Consider the following 14,669-nt stretch of genomic DNA (forward strand, 5'->3'; position numbering starts at 1 on the left):
CCGAACATGGCGCTCGGCGGCATTACCCCAATGCAAAAGTTGGCACTTGCGGCATAACTCCACTTTTGGCGACTGCTACAAATGGGGGGATTACCGCCGACCTCCGAAGCACGGGCGCCGGTATACAGACCAATGAGGGAGGCCCATCGCGCGGCCAGGGGCAGGGACTCAAAGGCCGCAGGCGCAAACAAGGCCTGGACCTGGTGGGCGTCGTAAGCCTTGAAGCCAAACTTCCGCCTGGCTCGCTTCTCCCTGGTGGAGTAGCTCACGTGCCCGGACGCAGGATTGTCGCCCCGAGGGTAGTGGCCGGAGGCTTGGGCCCATTCGAAGAACCCGCCCTTGCCGCCGATGTAGGACTGCTTGTTGGTGAGCGTGGGTGTAGAGGCTCCCTTCTCGCGCATGTCCTGATACCAACGCGCCAGGTCCGAGCGGGTGACCGTCTGCAGCTTGGTCTTTTCGCCCAGGAAGCTGGTCAGCAGTTCAATGGCAGTGCGCTTGATGGTCCAGGTCTTGGGCAAGGTGCTGCTCTTGAGGCTGTTCAGCCAAGCGTCTCGGGCCTTGCCGAGCGTGATCGTTTCGATGGCGGATTTGGTCGTCCGCCGTGGCGTTGGGAGGGGCGGCACGTGCTGATGAATCAGCTCTCCCAGCGCGCTGGGCTGTGGGGCCGTGAGCGCCATGAGTTGCTGGTAAAGCGTGACGTCCTCTGGGCTGTCGATCTGCCATTGCTCGATGATCGACCCATCCGCCGAGCGCGTCCGATTCAGCGTCAACTCCTGCGGACGTTCGGTGCCGGTCAGGCGCGCCAGGAGCGCGTCCAAGTCGTCGTCCCGGGTTTGCATGCGTCGTTCCTTCAACACGGTGAAGACCTGAGCATAGCGGGCGGCCATCGTCAGCGCGCGCAACCTTGCCTCGCGCATGTCGTAGGTGTGCAGGGTGCGTTTGAAGGTCTGCCGACCCACGATGGGCTGCAAATCGACCGGGACACGCTGGCGATAGGACCAAAGTCCGGAGGGGGCTCGAACGAGATGATGAGGAATGCGCATGGGCGTCGTGTGTTCCGACTTGCGCAGCTGCAGCCAGTTTTTTACGCTAACAAAAAACCCCTGATTTCTCAGGGGTTTGCGTATTCTGGCGGAGAGAGGGGGATTCGAACCCCCGAAGCGCGGTTTAGACGCTTACACACTTTCCAGGCGTGCTCCTTCAACCACTCGGACACCTCTCCGTGCCTGCCGTCCGACTGGGTCGGCGGCAGGAGCGGGATTCTAGCCGCCGCGGGCGCGGTTAACAAGGCGAACGATCTCTGCGGTCGGGAGCCTGCCGCCGATGCAGGTCCTCAGGTTAAGCAAATGCGCTTGCCGGACGACCTCGGTCAGCGGGGACGGCCGGGCACCACTGCTGAACGATCAAGCTGGCGCGCCATGGCACAATATCGGTTCAGAGGAAGCTGGTTGCCCGATGTCTTATCTTGTTCTCGCCCGCAAGTGGCGCCCGAAGCGTTTTGCCGAACTCGTGGGCCAGGAACACGTGGTCCGCGCGCTCAGTAATGCGCTCGACAGTGGGCGCGTGCATCACGCGTTTCTGTTCACCGGCACCCGCGGCGTGGGCAAGACCACCATTGCGCGCATCTTCGCCAAGTCGCTGAACTGCGAGACCGGCACCAGTGCCGATCCGTGCGGCACCTGTCCGGCCTGTCTGGACATCGATGCCGGCCGCTATATCGACCTGCTGGAGATCGACGCCGCGTCCAATACCGGCGTGGACGACGTGCGCGAGGTGATCGAAAACGCGCAGTACATGCCCTCGCGCGGCAAGTTCAAGGTGTACCTGATCGACGAAGTGCACATGCTGTCCAAGGCCGCGTTCAATGCGCTGCTGAAGACGCTGGAAGAACCGCCCGAGCACGTGAAGTTCCTGCTGGCCACCACCGACCCGCAGAAGTTGCCGGTGACGGTGCTGTCGCGCTGCCTGCAGTTCAACCTCAAGCGACTGGACGAGGACCAGATCCAGGGCCAGATGACCCGGATCCTGGCCGCCGAGCAGATCGAATCGGATCCATCGGCGATCGTGCAGCTGTCCAAGGCCGCCGACGGCTCGCTGCGCGATGGCCTGTCGCTGCTCGACCAGGCCATTGCCTATGCCGGCGGCGCGCTGCGCGAGGACGTGGTGCGCACCATGCTCGGCACGGTCGATCGCACGCAGGTCGGGGCGATGCTGCAGTCATTGGCCGATGGCGATGGCGCGCGCCTGATGCAGGTGGTCGCTGCCCTGGCCGAATTTTCGCCCGACTGGAGCGGCGTGCTGGAGGCCCTGGCCGAGGCCTTGCACCGCATCCAGGTACAGCAGTTGGTGCCGTCGGTGGCGTTTGTCGGCGATGGCATCGACCCGACCGCCTATGCCGCGCAGCTGCGGCCGGAAGTGGTGCAACTGTGGTACCAGATGGCGCTCAACGGGCGTCGTGATCTGTATCTGGCGCCCAGCCCGCGCGCCGGTTTCGAGATGGCGGTGCTGCGCATGCTGGCCTTCCGTCCTGCGGCGACGGTGCCTGCCGGCGGTAGTGACGATGGACGCGGCGCCAGCACCGGCGGCGGTGCGCGATCTGCGGCAGCTGGCATGCAGGCGGCTGCGTCGGTGACCGCCGCGCCTGCGCCCACAGCGGTGGCGAAGCCGGCCGAGGTCATGGAAGCGACGCCTGCTGCCGGTGCGGCAGTCCCGGTGCCGGCGCCATCGCCTGTCGTTGTGCTTCCCAGCTCGGACGCAGCGTCAGATCGCCGCGCGTCGTCAGCATCTGCGCGCAACGACGAGACGCCGCCGTGGGCAATGGATGACGCGCCGGTGCGTGCGCAAGCTGCGCCCATCTCCGAACAGGCCGCTGTTCTCGCGCCGGAGGCGGCAATGGCACCGCCCGCCGCCGCAAGCGACTCTGCAGCCCTGGTCGAGGCTGCACCCGACGCAGCGCTGGCCCCTCCCGCAGCTGTCATGGCTCCCGCACCTGCGGAACCGGCAGTGGAGCCCCCCGCTGCGGCCGTGCCGTCCACATCTGCATCGACAACCGATTCGTCGGTTGCGCGCGATGACGGCCATATCGCCGATGCCGAGCACTGGTTGGATCTGGTCACGCGTAGCGGCTTGAACGGCCCGTCGCGACAGCTCGCTGCCAATGCCGCCTTTATCGGCCATCGCGACGGCGTGCTGCGCCTGGCGCTGGCGCCAGGCTTCGAATATCTGAATTCCGAGCGCTCCATCGCCAATCTCGCGCAGGCGCTCGCGCCGGTGTTGGGTGAAACGCCGCGCATCGTCATCGAAACCGGCAGTGCCGATGTCGAAACCTTGCACGAGCGGGCCAACCGGCAGAAAGGTGAGCGCCAGAGCGCGGCCGAAACCGCATTTATGAACGACCCGAATGTGCAGCAGCTGATTCAGCAGCAGGGCGCGCGGGTCGTCCCCGATTCCATCCGCCCTTACGACGAGTAACGACACATGCGTGGGAACATTGCCCAATTGATGCAGCAGGCGCAGAAGATGCAGGAAAACCTGCAGCGCGCCCAGGAAGAACTGGCCAAGCTGGAAGTCACCGGCACCGCCGGCGGCGGCATGGTCAGCGTGACGCTGACTGGCGCCAAGGAGTGCCGCAAGGTGCGGATCGACCCAAGCATCCTCTCCGACCAGGAGATGGCCGAGGACCTGATCGCCGCCGCCTTCAACGATGCGTCCAACAAGATCGACGCCGAATCCAAGGACCGCATGGGCTCGGCCACCGCCGGCATGCAGTTGCCGCCGGGCATGAAGCTGCCGTTCTGAGCGAGGGGATTCGGGAGTCGGGATTGGAGATTCGCTAGAAGCGAAATTTGCTTCTGCATTTGCGAATCCCGAATCTCCAATTCCGAATCCCGGCCACCCAATGTCCTCTCTTCTCGAACAACTGATCGAGGCCTTCCGGGTATTGCCGGGCGTGGGCCAGAAATCGGCGCAGCGCATGGCCTACCACGTGCTCGAACGCGAGCGCGAGGGTGGGCGTCGCCTGGCCGCGACGTTGGCCGATGCAGTGGAGAAGGTTGGCCATTGCGCGCAATGCCGCGACTTCACCGAGTCGGACATCTGTGCGATCTGCGCCAACGCCAGTCGCGACCGGCAGCAGCTGTGCGTGGTGGAATCGCCGGCCGACCGTCTGGCGATCGAACACGCCACCGGGTATCGCGGGCTGTATTTCATTCTGCAGGGACGGCTGTCGCCGCTGGACGGCATCGGTCCGCGCGAGCTGGGGTTGGACCGGCTCAGCGAGCGTCTGGCCGCCGGTGAAGTCACCGAAATGATCATCGCCACCAATGCCACCGTGGAGGGCGAGGCGACCGCGCATTATCTGGCACAGCTTGCCCGCCAGCACGCGGTACGCCCGAGCCGGCTCGCGCAAGGCATGCCGCTGGGCGGCGAGCTGGAGTACGTGGATCGCGGCACCTTGTCGCATGCCTTTGGCACCCGCAGCGAGCTGCTTTAGAGCGGGGATTGGGGCGTCGGGATTTGGGATTCGTAGAAGCGAAAAGCGGAGGCATGCGCGGTAAGCTCTTGCCAATCCCTAATGACCAATCCCTAATCCCCAGCCATGACCGACACCATCTTCGGCAAGATCATTCGTCGCGAAATCCCGGCCAACATCGTCTACGAAGACGACGAGGTACTGGGTTTTCAGGACATCGCACCGCAGGCGCCGGTGCATGTGCTGTTTATTCCCAAGCAGCACGCCATTCCCACCTTGGACGATGTGCCGCCGGAGCAGGCGCTGCTGGTCGGCAAACTTGCACTGGCCGCAGCGTCTTATGCACGCGAGCAGGGCCTGGCCCAGGACGGCTATCGCATCGTGATGAATTGCCGCGAGCATGCGGGCCAGACGGTGTTTCATATCCATCTGCACCTGCTGGCCGGCGCGCCGCTGGGACGTTTCGGGACGCCGTGAGCGTTGCTCGGCCAGGTGCCTGAGTGCATGACGCGGCTGACCCAGTCGTCGAATCGCAGATACAAAAACGCCGCTCTCTGCGAGCGGCGTTTTTGCGTGTCACTGACGCAGGTGCCGAGTTACCACCAGCCGCCGCGACCCCAGCCCCAGCCGCCGCCCCAGCGCGGACCCCACGGGTCGCCCCACGGACCGTACGGGTAGGCCGGTACCACATCCACTTCGCGCACGACCGGCCACAGGTAGACCACGTCGGCCGCCACCTTGGGCAGCTTGTAGTCGTACTCGCCGATCTTGGTGGTTTCATAGCCTTCGATCTTGCCGATGAAGGTTACTTCGCGGCCCGGCTCGAACACCGCCGGATCGTAAAAGCCCGAACGGCAGGCCAGGAAGCGGCCATCGCTGGCATCGACAGCACTGCGGTCGGGGCGGCCACTGGCATTGAGCGGGCGCGAGATCAATTCAAAGCAGGTCTGGCCCTGGCCGGGTTTGGTCTGAATGATCTTGCCGCCCCAGCGCACGGATGTGCCGATCTGGGCGCTGGCGGTGGAATCGCTCGGACTGACCGTAGGGAACTGGCCCTGCAGCGGCTTGGGCGCCGTGGCGCAGGCTGCGAGCCCGAGCACGGCAACGATGGGAACAAGAAAACGGGTACTCATAAGAAGCTCCGGTTCACGGGCGATGCTGCAGCAAGTCTTTCAAGAGAGGGGCGCTGTCCGAATCCGCGCCAGCGTAGCGCGCGTCAGCGAAACGTTGGCTGAGTGCCAACAATGCCGTATTGGGGTGTGAACGGGCGACACGTTGCGCCCAGGCAATGGCAGGTTCGTGCGGCTCGCGAGCGAGGCCAAGCTTGCCGTAGCGACGGCCGAGCCGATGCCAGGCACGCAGCAGCGGATCGCGCTCGCGTTCGCCGCGCGCCAGCAGCCAGCCCATCCATGCCAGGGCGCTGACCGCGAAAATGCCGAAGATGGCGGCCAGTTGCGAGGTGTCCAGGCGATCGATGCCGAACGGTTGCAACAGCCGTTGCTGGCGCTCGGCATCGAAGGACAGCACCAGATCGTTCCAGCCGCGTCGCAGCAGGTCGCTGACCTGGCCCAGGCTGGCCCACATGCCGAGTTGGGCGAAGTTGGTGCCGCCACCGGTCTGCAGCCGATCTTCCAGGGTGTCGTAGATGCGTTCCGGTGCCACGGCGGCGGTGGGGTCCACGCGTACCCAGCCGCGCCCGGCTAGCCAGACTTCGGTCCAGGCGTGCGCGTCCATGCGCCGCACCACCCAGTAATTGCCCAGCCCGTTGTAGGTGCCGCCGGCATAGCCGGTGACCACGCGTGCCGGGATGCCGGCCGCGCGCATCAGCACCACGAACGAAGAGCTGAAATGCTCACAGAAACCGGCCTTCTGCTGGAACAGGAATTCGTCGACGCTGTTGCGGCCGAGCAGTGGCGTATCCAGGGTGTAGGCGAATTCGCGGGTGATCCACTGCAGCGCGCGCTGCACCACGGCGTCGTCGTTGCTGCCGGCCTCGCTGCGCCATTGCCGTGCCAGCGTGAGCGTGCGTGGATTGAAGCCCGGCGGCAGGGCGAGGGCGCGCTTGCGCAGCTGGTCGGGGAGGTCGGTGTCGAAGCGTGCCGGCGGTGCCGATTGCAGCTCCCAGCGGGTCAGCGCACTCAACGGCCGCTGCGCGAACAGTTCGTAGTCGGGCGATAGCTCTGCGTTTGCCACGGCTTGCGTGGGGAGATCCAGCGACACCAGTAGGCGACGATCGGTGGGCTCGTAATCCAGGCGGTAGCGATAGCTCTGCGGCCCGGCAGTGACCGATGCGGGTTGGCCGCGACCGGTCCAGCGCGCGCGCTGCCAGGTGCGGCCGTCGAAGTCCCACATCACCGGCCCGCGCCAGTAGCGTTGCTGCGGCGGTGGCGCCTTGCCGGTGAACTGCACGCGCAGGGCCGGGCTGTCGTCGGCCATCAGGTCGATCCATTCGCCCGGCGCCATGTTGTCCGACAAGCCAGGCCGCGACAGCGCGCGTTCGGGCACGCCCCATAGCGGAGCGCTCAGGCGCGGCAGTAACCAGAACGTGGCCAGGGCCAACGGCACGCCGATGGCGACCAGCTTGCCGATGCCGCGTAATTGCAGGCGCAGTGCCGGCGTGGCGGTGCGATGCTCCTCGTCGGCCAGCCGCTGCATGGCAAGCAAGGCGCTGAGTACGGCCAGCAGCGCCAGGCCCATCGTTGCCGGACCTTGATCGAGCAGAAACGCGGCAAACGGGGCGAACAACGCGAAACCCAGCAGGCTGCGCGCATCGCGCAAGGTGCGCAGTTCAGAGGCCTTGATCGCCAGCATTGCCGCCAGCACCGCGCAGCCGGTGTCGCGGCCGAAGCGCATGCCGATCTGCCAGTACACCGCCGCCAGCATCGCCACCACCAGCAATAGCCGCACCGGCACCATCAGTGTGCCGCGCCAGCTCAGCACGACCACCAGCACCGCAGCGAAGGCGACAGTTGCGGCAAGCAGGCCCGGCAGTTGCAGCAGCAACGGCGCCAGCGCCAGCCAGCTGGTGGCCAGCACCCAGCCGCGGCTGGCCTGGCTGATCGGGAGGGACGGCTCAGTCATGGGCAAGCAGGGCCAGGGCGCGCAGACACAGGTGATGGTGCGAGGGGCCTTGTGCTGGTCCCAACGGTGGCTGGCCCGGCAGCAGTAGCCGGTAGCGGCGCCCCTCGCGCTCGGCCAACGCGACCCAGCGCGCCAGCCGCGCGATGCGGCGTTCGTAGGGCAGCGCGTTGAGCGCGCGCCAGTCCAGCGTGACGTCGACGCCCAGCGGCTGCTCGTATTCGCGTACCAGCAAGCTGTCGCGGCGGGCGGAGTGTTTCCAGGAAATGGTGCGTGGCGCATCGCCGGCGCGATATGGACGCAGCTGATGCAGCTCTTCGCCTTGCGCGTGCAGACGGGTCTGGTTGGGTGAGCCGGCGCCTTCCGGCAGCGGTGGGCCGTGTTCTTCGGGCTTGGGATAGGCCAGCAGCGGTGTCTCCGGCCACACCCAGGACCAGGCGCGGACCAGGCCGAGCGGCTGGGTGCTGGACAGGCGGATGCGCTCGATGTCCTGCCAGCCGCGCTGTTGGGTGGGTACCCATAGATCGACGTCGGCATTGTCGTGCGCGATCAACGAGCAGAAGCTGCGGCTGTCCAGGTGATCCAGGCGCAACCCGCGCCGCAGGCGGGCATCGCGACGTGCCAACGACACCCGCATGCGCAGGGGCTCGCCGGCGACCACCGGCTCGGCCGACACCGCCTCGATGCGCAGCGCCGACAACTGCAGGTGCGCCACGATGCTGCTGGCAATTGCGGCGGTGGCCAGCAGCAGCGCCAGCAGGAGCGCCGGATTATTGTTGTAGTTCAGCGCGCCCAGCAGCATCGCCAGCAGCAAGGCGGCGACGAATAGCCCGAAACGGGTTGGCAGCACGTAGATGCGGCGGCGGTCCAGCACGATCGGCAAAGCCTCCGGCCCACGCGGACGCGCCAGCAGGCTGAGCCGGTGACCGATGCTGCGCAACGGCGCCCGCATCGGCCTCAGTCCACCGGCACGCTGTGCAAAAGCGCCTTGGCCAGCGCCGGCCCGGACGAGGATTCGGCTTCCGGCACCAGGCGATGACCAGCCACCGCCACGAACAGTGCCTGCACGTCTTCGGGTAGCACGTGCTCGCGCCCAAGCAGCAGCGCGTAGGCCTTGGCGGCGCGCAGCAACGCGATGCCGGCGCGCGGCGACAGGCCGACGCGCACCCCGGCATGTTGGCGGCTGCGCAGCAGCAAGGCCTGCACATAGCCGATCAATGCGTCGCTGGTATGGATCTGGCTGACCCCTGCGCGCAACGCGACCACATCGGCATCGCTGAGTTGCGGTGCGGCCTGGGCGATCAATTCGCGGCGGTCCACGCCGGAGAGCAACGCGCGCTCGGCATCGGCGCTGGGATAGCCCAGGCTGAGCCTTAGCAGGAAGCGGTCCAGTTGCGAATCCGGCAACGGAAAGGTGCCGGACAGATCGACCGGATTCTGCGTGGCGATCACGAAGAACGGCTCCGGCAACGCATGGGTGACGCCATCGAGCGTGACCTGCTGTTCGGCCATGGCTTCGAGCAGCGAGCTTTGGGTCCGTGGCGGCGCGCGATTGATTTCGTCGGCCAGCAGTACGTTGGTGAAGACCGGGCCGGGATGGAACTGAAATTGACGCGAGGCGGCGTCGTACACCGACACGCCCAACACATCGGCCGGCAGCAGGTCGGACGTGAACTGCACGCGTTGAAAGCCAAGCCCCAGGCTGGACGCCATCGCGTGGGCGAGGGTGGTCTTGCCCAGGCCCGGCAGATCCTCGATCAACAAATGTCCGCCGGACAGCAGGGCCACGAACGCCAGCCGCACCTCCTGCGCCTTGCCCAGCAGCAGCGAGTTGACCTGGTCTTGTGCGCGCCGCAGCGATTGGCGCAGCGCATCGGTTAGCATTTCCGTGGAACGCAGCGGTGTCGACATCACAATTCCGTAGGTGAAGAGAAAAGTGCACAGGGCAATGCAAGCGGACCAACGGGCACATCGCACCTTCGTGATCCTGTGGACACTGGCGACGGCCGTCAAGCTGTTGATTGCGGCGCGGCTGCCGCTGTTCGTGGACGAGGCGTTTTATTGGCAGGAAGGTCAGCACCTGGCTGCGGCGTACTCGGATCTGCCGGGCATGACTGCCTGGCTGGCGCGGCTGGGCGTGGAAGCCGGCGGGCATCATCTGCTGGCCTTGCGCCTGCCGTTCTTGGCCATTTCTGCGCTGATTCCGTGGTTGATCGCGCATATCGCCACGCGCTGGTTCGGCTCCACGCTGGGCTGGCAGGCGGGCAGTCTGACGCTGTTGATGCCGTTGTCGGCCACGCTCGGCATCCTGGCGGTGCCGGATGTGCCGATGGCACTGGCGGCGGTGTTGTGCATGGATGCCGGCGCGCGGCTGCTGCGCGAGGTCGATGCCACCAGCGCGCTTGAGCTCGCCATCGGGTTGGTGATCGGTGCGCTCAGCCACTACCGCTTCGTCGGGGTGATCGGCATGGGCTGCATTGCGCTGCTGTGCATCCCGCAAGGGCGCGCGGTGCTGCGCGACCCGAGGATCTGGATGGCGCTGACGGTGGGCGCGGTGAGCTGGCTACCGCTGCTGTTCTGGAATACCGACCATGATGATGCGGGGCTGCGCTTCCAGTTGGTGGATCGGCACCCGTGGCGCTTTCAGGTCACAGGGCTGTGGTTCCTGCTGATCCAGACGGTGCTGGTGACGCCTTTACTGGCCTGGGCGATGGTCAAGGTCGGTCTGGCCGGCATGCGTGCCGGCGGCGGATCGCGTGTGCAATGGCGATATTTCGGATTGCTGGGTGGCATTTCGACCGTGGTGATCTTCGTGCTCGGCTTCTACAGCGACGCCGAGCGGATCAGCTTCCACTGGCCGTTGCCCGGCTATCTGGCCTTGCTGGTCGCGGTGCCGGTGATCCTGATGCGTTGGCCGCATGGCCTGCGTCGTGCCGCCTGGGTGATGGCGTTGCTCGGCACGTTGGGCGCATACGGCTATTACCTGGCGGTGTCGGCGCCGTCGATTCGCGCGCATGCGGCCGGCGAAAAATACTATCCGCGCAACTTCGCCGGTTGGAACGATCTGGCGCGCGCGGTCAAGATCAAGCTGGCGCAAATGCCGCCGGGCACGCGCGTGCTGGCAGAAAATTTCAAGGTCGGCGCAGAGCTCGGCTTCCAGTTGCGCGACGCCAATATCCAGGTGCTGCGGGCCGACTTGAACGACAAGCACGGGCGTAGCGCGCAGCTGCTGCAGTGGGGGTTGCTCAGTGATGGCACGCGTACCGGTCCGCAGTTGTTGGTGCTCTCGCCCAGCGATCAGCGCTATCGCGATCTATTGAAGCGTTACCACGAAATCTGCGACATCGTCGGGCCGCTGCCGCCACCGACCGTGGTCTCGACCGATCATGGCTCTCAGCGCTTCCTGTTGTTTGCGTTGCCTGCGCAGCGCCAGCCTGGCCCGTGCGTCGCGCCGGCGATGGCGTGGATCGATACACCGCTGCCGAAAGTAAGCGTGTCCGGACAGGTGCAGTTACGCGGCTGGGCGTTCAAGGACGGGGTCGGCTTGTCGAACGTAGAACTGCTGCTAGACGGTCGTCCGGTCGCGCAGGCCGATTACGGCACGCCGCTCGATGTGCGTCCCTACTGGAAAATATCCACCGATCCGCAGCATCCGCGCGTCGGCTTCACCGCCACCCTCGACACCCACGCATTGCCACCGGGCACGCATTGGTTGGGGCTACGCCTGCACGGCCACGACGGCAGCGTCGAAGATTGGTCGGAGCAGCCGCTTACTGTCCAATGATGTCGGGCAGTGGCGTTCGAGTGCCGAGTGGAGTGGTTTGTTCGGGTCATTGCATCGATCAGCCGGCTGGCCAACGATGATGGTGGTGATCCTGTTTTTGGGTGGAATTCAGCTGACCGCGTTAGGCATGATTGGAGAGTATCTCGGTCGTCTGTATGACGAAGCCAAGCAAAGGCCGTTGTATCTGGTCCAGGACGTCCTTGACCAGCGACGCGATCAGTGGATTGAGAGGCAATGATCGGACCATGTCTGCCTGCTTCCGCCGCCGTGGCGCGACCGGTCATGCTCGACAGAAAAAAGGACAAGCAATTGCAACAGACGCATAAGCATTTAGCGCGCGATACCTGTAACGGCCCTCGGGAAAGCCAAGCCCGGTATACGCTGCCGGCGGTGCTGCTGGTCGGTGCCAAGTGGATCTACCTTGTCATCGGCGTGTTGGCGATGGTGGTGCTGTCGCCGAAGGTGCTTTATGCCGATCCATGGCGCTATGCGAAAAACCTCCTGAGCCAGCCTTGGCCCTGGAATGTATTGACGGTGGATAACGGACATCGCGAGGTCCTGCCAAACCTGCTGCGTCTGGCCGAACTCAGATGGTTCGATGGCAATCAATGGTTGCAGATATCGGCAGGTGTGGCGCTGGCGTTGCTGACCGTGTGGATGTTGCATCGTCTCGTGCGTGCAGAGCGGTTGAGTGTCTCGGCGCAGGCTGCCGCTGGCCTGGTTTGTACGATGGGCATTTTCTGGCTGGGAAGCGAGCGGGCATTGGCACATGCGAATGAGTCGGTGCACGTCTATCTGATCACCATGTTTCTGGTCGCCGGTTGTTGGTTGCTCGGTCATGGCAGCAGTGTGTGGCGTGCCGTGCTGGCAACACTCTGTGGGTTTGCGGCCACCTTCTGTTTCGGTGCCGGTATTGCCACTTTCGTCGCGTTGCTGGCGATGTTGCTGCTACGCAGGGCGTCGTGGGCCTGGTGGTGCATTGTGCTATCGGGCTTTGCGGTGTCGTTGCTGCTGGTCATTGGTTTTGGCGATACGCACATACAGGGGGCGCGCATCATCGCGCCCGTTGCGCAGCTGGATCTTGTGTTGCGTTGGCTGTCTGCGCCGTTTATCTATGCCTGTCTGCCGCTGGTCGACGTGCATGTCGCAGCGCAATTGCCAATCGAATCGTTGAGGACGGTTGCGGTTGCGATTTCCGGTGCCTACACATCGGTGTTCGGCCCGGTCATGGTCTCGGCTTGGCCGCACAGGCTGATAGGGTTCCTGGGGGTGGGGTGTCTGATGGGCATCACCTACGCATCCTGGCGTCGGCGCGCGGAATCGGTGGCGGAGCGGGTCGCGATCTCGATTGCCTGGTTCGCCCTTGCTGTCGGAGGGGTGATCGCCTTGGCGCGCCTTGTCTATTTCCAGTCTTTTCCCGAGCAATTGTTTGCCGGGCGCTATCAGCCGTGGCCGGTCCTGTTCTGGAGTGGTCTGTTGTTGTGGGTGTTCGTTCGGTACGGCAGGCTGCGCCCGCGTCGCGTCGCAGTGGCTGGTATGGCGCTGGCGTGTTGCCTGTTGCCAAGTACGGTCTGGATGGCATTGCTTGCCCAGCGCATGCAGACCGCTGCCAACATGACGGCAACCGCCGCAGCGGCAGGAGTGATCGATGCCGACGCCGTGCATGGAGAAACCGTTCTTGCGGAAGTCGCGGACGCACTGCCTGTGTTGAAAACCGCACAGACGTCCATCTTTACGTGGCCGGAAACGCGTTATCTGGAGGGCGCGCGGATGGCTGCCGACCCCGTTGCGATCGCCAATGTCGCTGCAACACCGGTGCGGAATCTGTTGCATGATGGCTCGGCGATGCGATTCGATTTCAACGCACAGACACCGGCGTCGCGCATGGTGCTGATGTGCGATAACGCCCCTGTGGGAGTGGCGACTCGTCTGGGATGGGGGGCGCAGTGGGTGGGGTGGTCGCCACGAACTGTTGCGTCGTCCTGTTTGCGCGCTTTCAGGGTAAGCGGCAGTGCCCGGTTTTAGCTTGGTCGTCGTGCTCGGCGTGGCTGGTAACCGGCGCGCGTCTCGGCACCTGGCTGCATCGCGGATGAGGTCTTGCTGGCTCCTCGATCACTGGCAATCGCGCTCAAGGCAGTTCAAACCCCGCCTGCCGCAATAGCCGCGCGAGCGCGATCAGTGGCAGGCCGACCAGTGCGGTGGGATCTTCCGAGCGAATGCTATCGAACAAGGCGATCCCCAGGCCTTCGCACTTGAAGCTGCCGGCGCAGTCCAGCGCTGGCTCGGCGGCCAGATAACGCTCGATGTCGGTCGGCGTCAGCGCTCGCAACTGCACTTCGGTCAGGTCCAGCGCATGCAGTGAATGCCCCGGGCCGACCAGGGTCACCGCCGTATGGAAACGCACCCTGCGGCCGGACATCGCGGTCAGCTGCGCATGCGCGTGCTCCAGCGTTCCGGGCTTGCCCAAGGCCTGTCCGTCCAGGTCGGCCACCTGGTCCGAGCCGATCACCCAGGTGTCCGGCATCCGAGCGGCCACCGCCGCTGCTTTTTCGGCGGCAAGTCGGCTGGCCAAGGCTGCTGGCATCTCGCCAGGGTGGGCTTGCTCATCGACCTGTGGCCGGGCGGTGGTGAAGTCCAATTGCAGGCGGCCGAGCAGCTCGCGTCGGTAGCCGGAGGTGGAGGCAAGAATCAGGCGTGGCATCATGGGCGCTGCGTAAGGCGGGCAGGGGAGTCTGCCAGCCTTGCCGCGGCGCGGGGTATGTGAATGCGGGGATTTGACAGGGCGTCGGCGGGTCTTTAACATTCTGCGGCTTATGTCCGCGAACGTACCCGAAATGCTGGATGCTTGGCGGATGGTCGCAGCGCGCAGGCGCTTCGATGGCCGCATCCCGCTATCTGCGATGACCCGTCTGCAAGGGAGCTTGGTCGATACCGAGGGCGAGTGTGTCTATTCGCTCCAATTCGATCAGGACGATCTGCTGAAGGTCGCTTATGTCGAACTCAGTATCGATGTGGAGCTTCCGCTGGCCTGCCAGCGCAGCCTGCAACGTTTCCTGTATCCGGTGCAAATCAGACAGCGTCTTGGTTTGATCCGTGACGAAGCCGACGAAGCTGCATTGCCAGCCGAGTACGAAGCGTTGTTGGTGCCGGAAGATGGCATGCTGCGGGCCGTGGATATGGTCGAGGACGAACTGGTGTTGTCGGTACCGGTGGTGCCGATGGCCCCGGGCAGCGAGGCCGTCGAGGCCGAGTGGGTTCCGACCCAGGAAGAGCAAGACAAGGCCAGTCCGTTCGCGGCGCTGGCAGCGTTGAAGAAACAGTAACCGCCGCTGTTAA

General features: G+C 65.1%; 13 protein-coding genes, 1 tRNA gene and 1 pseudogene. 8 read left to right on the top strand and 7 right to left on the bottom strand.

Going from position 1 to position 14,669, the window contains the following annotated elements; all coding sequences use genetic code 11:
* The coding region (locus GGR61_RS15945; protein WP_326520637.1) for a DUF6538 domain-containing protein at positions 1–1,043 on the bottom strand (1,043 nt) is incomplete at its 3' end.
* Between the two features lie 86 nt (positions 1,044–1,129).
* A tRNA-Ser gene (locus GGR61_RS15950) sits at positions 1,130–1,222 on the bottom strand.
* A 233-nt stretch (positions 1,223–1,455) separates the two neighbouring features.
* Between GGR61_RS15950 and dnaX the strand changes: the two genes are divergently transcribed.
* The 4 genes from dnaX to GGR61_RS15970 all read left to right on the top strand — a co-directional run bounded on the left by dnaX (position 1,456) and on the right by GGR61_RS15970 (position 4,948).
* The gene (gene dnaX / locus GGR61_RS15955) at positions 1,456–3,471 is read left to right on the top strand and encodes a DNA polymerase III subunit gamma/tau (protein WP_184622606.1); all 2,016 of its coding nucleotides are present in this window, start codon (positions 1,456–1,458) and stop codon (positions 3,469–3,471) included.
* A 6-nt stretch (positions 3,472–3,477) separates the two neighbouring features.
* Positions 3,478–3,798, top strand: a complete 321-nt coding sequence (locus tag GGR61_RS15960; RefSeq protein ID WP_005913896.1) for a YbaB/EbfC family nucleoid-associated protein — start codon at positions 3,478–3,480, stop codon at positions 3,796–3,798.
* A 100-nt stretch (positions 3,799–3,898) separates the two neighbouring features.
* Positions 3,899–4,492, top strand: a complete 594-nt coding sequence (gene recR, locus GGR61_RS15965; RefSeq protein WP_184622608.1) for a recombination mediator RecR — start codon at positions 3,899–3,901, stop codon at positions 4,490–4,492.
* A gap of 105 nt (positions 4,493–4,597) precedes the next feature.
* The gene (locus GGR61_RS15970; protein ID WP_006448425.1) at positions 4,598–4,948 is read left to right on the top strand and encodes a histidine triad nucleotide-binding protein; all 351 of its coding nucleotides are present in this window, start codon (positions 4,598–4,600) and stop codon (positions 4,946–4,948) included.
* Between the two features lie 119 nt (positions 4,949–5,067).
* On the opposite strand, the gene GGR61_RS15975 is transcribed toward GGR61_RS15970, so the two are convergent.
* From GGR61_RS15975 to GGR61_RS15990, 4 genes are read right to left on the bottom strand one after another with little or no spacing between them, the layout of a single operon-like run.
* Positions 5,068–5,604, bottom strand: a complete 537-nt coding sequence (locus tag GGR61_RS15975; protein ID WP_184406937.1) for a Slp family lipoprotein — start codon at positions 5,602–5,604, stop codon at positions 5,068–5,070.
* A 13-nt stretch (positions 5,605–5,617) separates the two neighbouring features.
* Positions 5,618–7,552, bottom strand: a complete 1,935-nt coding sequence (locus tag GGR61_RS15980) for a DUF3488 and transglutaminase-like domain-containing protein (RefSeq protein ID WP_184622610.1) — start codon at positions 7,550–7,552, stop codon at positions 5,618–5,620.
* Positions 7,545–8,501, bottom strand: a complete 957-nt coding sequence (locus GGR61_RS15985; protein ID WP_184406939.1) for a DUF58 domain-containing protein — start codon at positions 8,499–8,501, stop codon at positions 7,545–7,547. Before GGR61_RS15985 ends, GGR61_RS15980 begins: the two co-directional genes overlap by 8 nt.
* 5 nt (positions 8,502–8,506) lie before the next feature.
* Complete coding sequence (locus tag GGR61_RS15990; protein ID WP_184406940.1) at positions 8,507–9,460, bottom strand: MoxR family ATPase; 954 nt, start codon at positions 9,458–9,460, stop codon at positions 8,507–8,509.
* Positions 9,461–9,497: 37 nt separating this feature from the next.
* Here GGR61_RS15990 and GGR61_RS15995 point away from each other — a divergent pair, with 37 nt between their 5' ends.
* The 3 genes and pseudogenes from GGR61_RS15995 (at position 9,498) to GGR61_RS16005 (ending at position 13,358) form a co-directional block, all read left to right on the top strand.
* Entirely contained in the window at positions 9,498–11,333 is a 1,836-nt protein-coding gene (locus tag GGR61_RS15995; protein ID WP_184622612.1) for a glycosyltransferase family 39 protein, read from the top strand.
* A 61-nt stretch (positions 11,334–11,394) separates the two neighbouring features.
* Positions 11,395–11,523 (top strand): annotated as a pseudogene (locus GGR61_RS16000) (glycosyltransferase); the annotation flags it as partial.
* Between the two features lie 92 nt (positions 11,524–11,615).
* Positions 11,616–13,358 carry a hypothetical protein gene (locus tag GGR61_RS16005; RefSeq protein ID WP_260288107.1) on the top strand — a complete coding sequence of 581 codons (1,743 nt, stop codon included), beginning with the start codon at positions 11,616–11,618 and terminating at the stop codon, positions 13,356–13,358.
* Between the two features lie 103 nt (positions 13,359–13,461).
* Here the strand turns inward: GGR61_RS16005 and GGR61_RS16010 are convergent, their stop codons facing one another.
* Entirely contained in the window at positions 13,462–14,037 is a 576-nt protein-coding gene (locus GGR61_RS16010) for a nucleoside triphosphate pyrophosphatase (protein ID WP_184622615.1), read from the bottom strand.
* A gap of 109 nt (positions 14,038–14,146) precedes the next feature.
* Between GGR61_RS16010 and GGR61_RS16015 the strand changes: the two genes are divergently transcribed.
* Positions 14,147–14,656 (top strand): YceD family protein, encoded by a 510-nt coding sequence (locus GGR61_RS16015; RefSeq protein WP_184407032.1) that lies wholly within the window; start codon positions 14,147–14,149, stop codon positions 14,654–14,656.
* The last annotated feature ends 13 nt before the right edge of the window (positions 14,657–14,669 follow it).

The organism is Xanthomonas sp. 3058 (genome assembly GCF_014199765.1).
In the GTDB taxonomy this organism is placed as follows: domain Bacteria; phylum Pseudomonadota; class Gammaproteobacteria; order Xanthomonadales; family Xanthomonadaceae; genus Xanthomonas; species Xanthomonas campestris_B.

Coding starts and splice junctions, on each gene's coding strand:
- GGR61_RS15980 (WP_184622610.1), bottom strand. CDS start 7,552: ATGACTGAGCCGTCCCTCCCGATCAGCCAGGCCAGCCGCGGCTGGGTG.
- GGR61_RS15995 (WP_184622612.1), top strand. CDS start 9,498: ATGCAAGCGGACCAACGGGCACATCGCACCTTCGTGATCCTGTGGACA.
- GGR61_RS15970 (WP_006448425.1), top strand. CDS start 4,598: ATGACCGACACCATCTTCGGCAAGATCATTCGTCGCGAAATCCCGGCC.
- dnaX (WP_184622606.1), top strand. CDS start 1,456: ATGTCTTATCTTGTTCTCGCCCGCAAGTGGCGCCCGAAGCGTTTTGCC.
- GGR61_RS15990 (WP_184406940.1), bottom strand. CDS start 9,460: ATGTCGACACCGCTGCGTTCCACGGAAATGCTAACCGATGCGCTGCGC.
- GGR61_RS16005 (WP_260288107.1), top strand. CDS start 11,616: ATGCTCGACAGAAAAAAGGACAAGCAATTGCAACAGACGCATAAGCAT.
- GGR61_RS15975 (WP_184406937.1), bottom strand. CDS start 5,604: ATGAGTACCCGTTTTCTTGTTCCCATCGTTGCCGTGCTCGGGCTCGCA.
- GGR61_RS15985 (WP_184406939.1), bottom strand. CDS start 8,501: ATGCGGGCGCCGTTGCGCAGCATCGGTCACCGGCTCAGCCTGCTGGCG.
- GGR61_RS15960 (WP_005913896.1), top strand. CDS start 3,478: ATGCGTGGGAACATTGCCCAATTGATGCAGCAGGCGCAGAAGATGCAG.
- GGR61_RS16010 (WP_184622615.1), bottom strand. CDS start 14,037: ATGATGCCACGCCTGATTCTTGCCTCCACCTCCGGCTACCGACGCGAG.
- recR (WP_184622608.1), top strand. CDS start 3,899: ATGTCCTCTCTTCTCGAACAACTGATCGAGGCCTTCCGGGTATTGCCG.
- GGR61_RS16015 (WP_184407032.1), top strand. CDS start 14,147: ATGTCCGCGAACGTACCCGAAATGCTGGATGCTTGGCGGATGGTCGCA.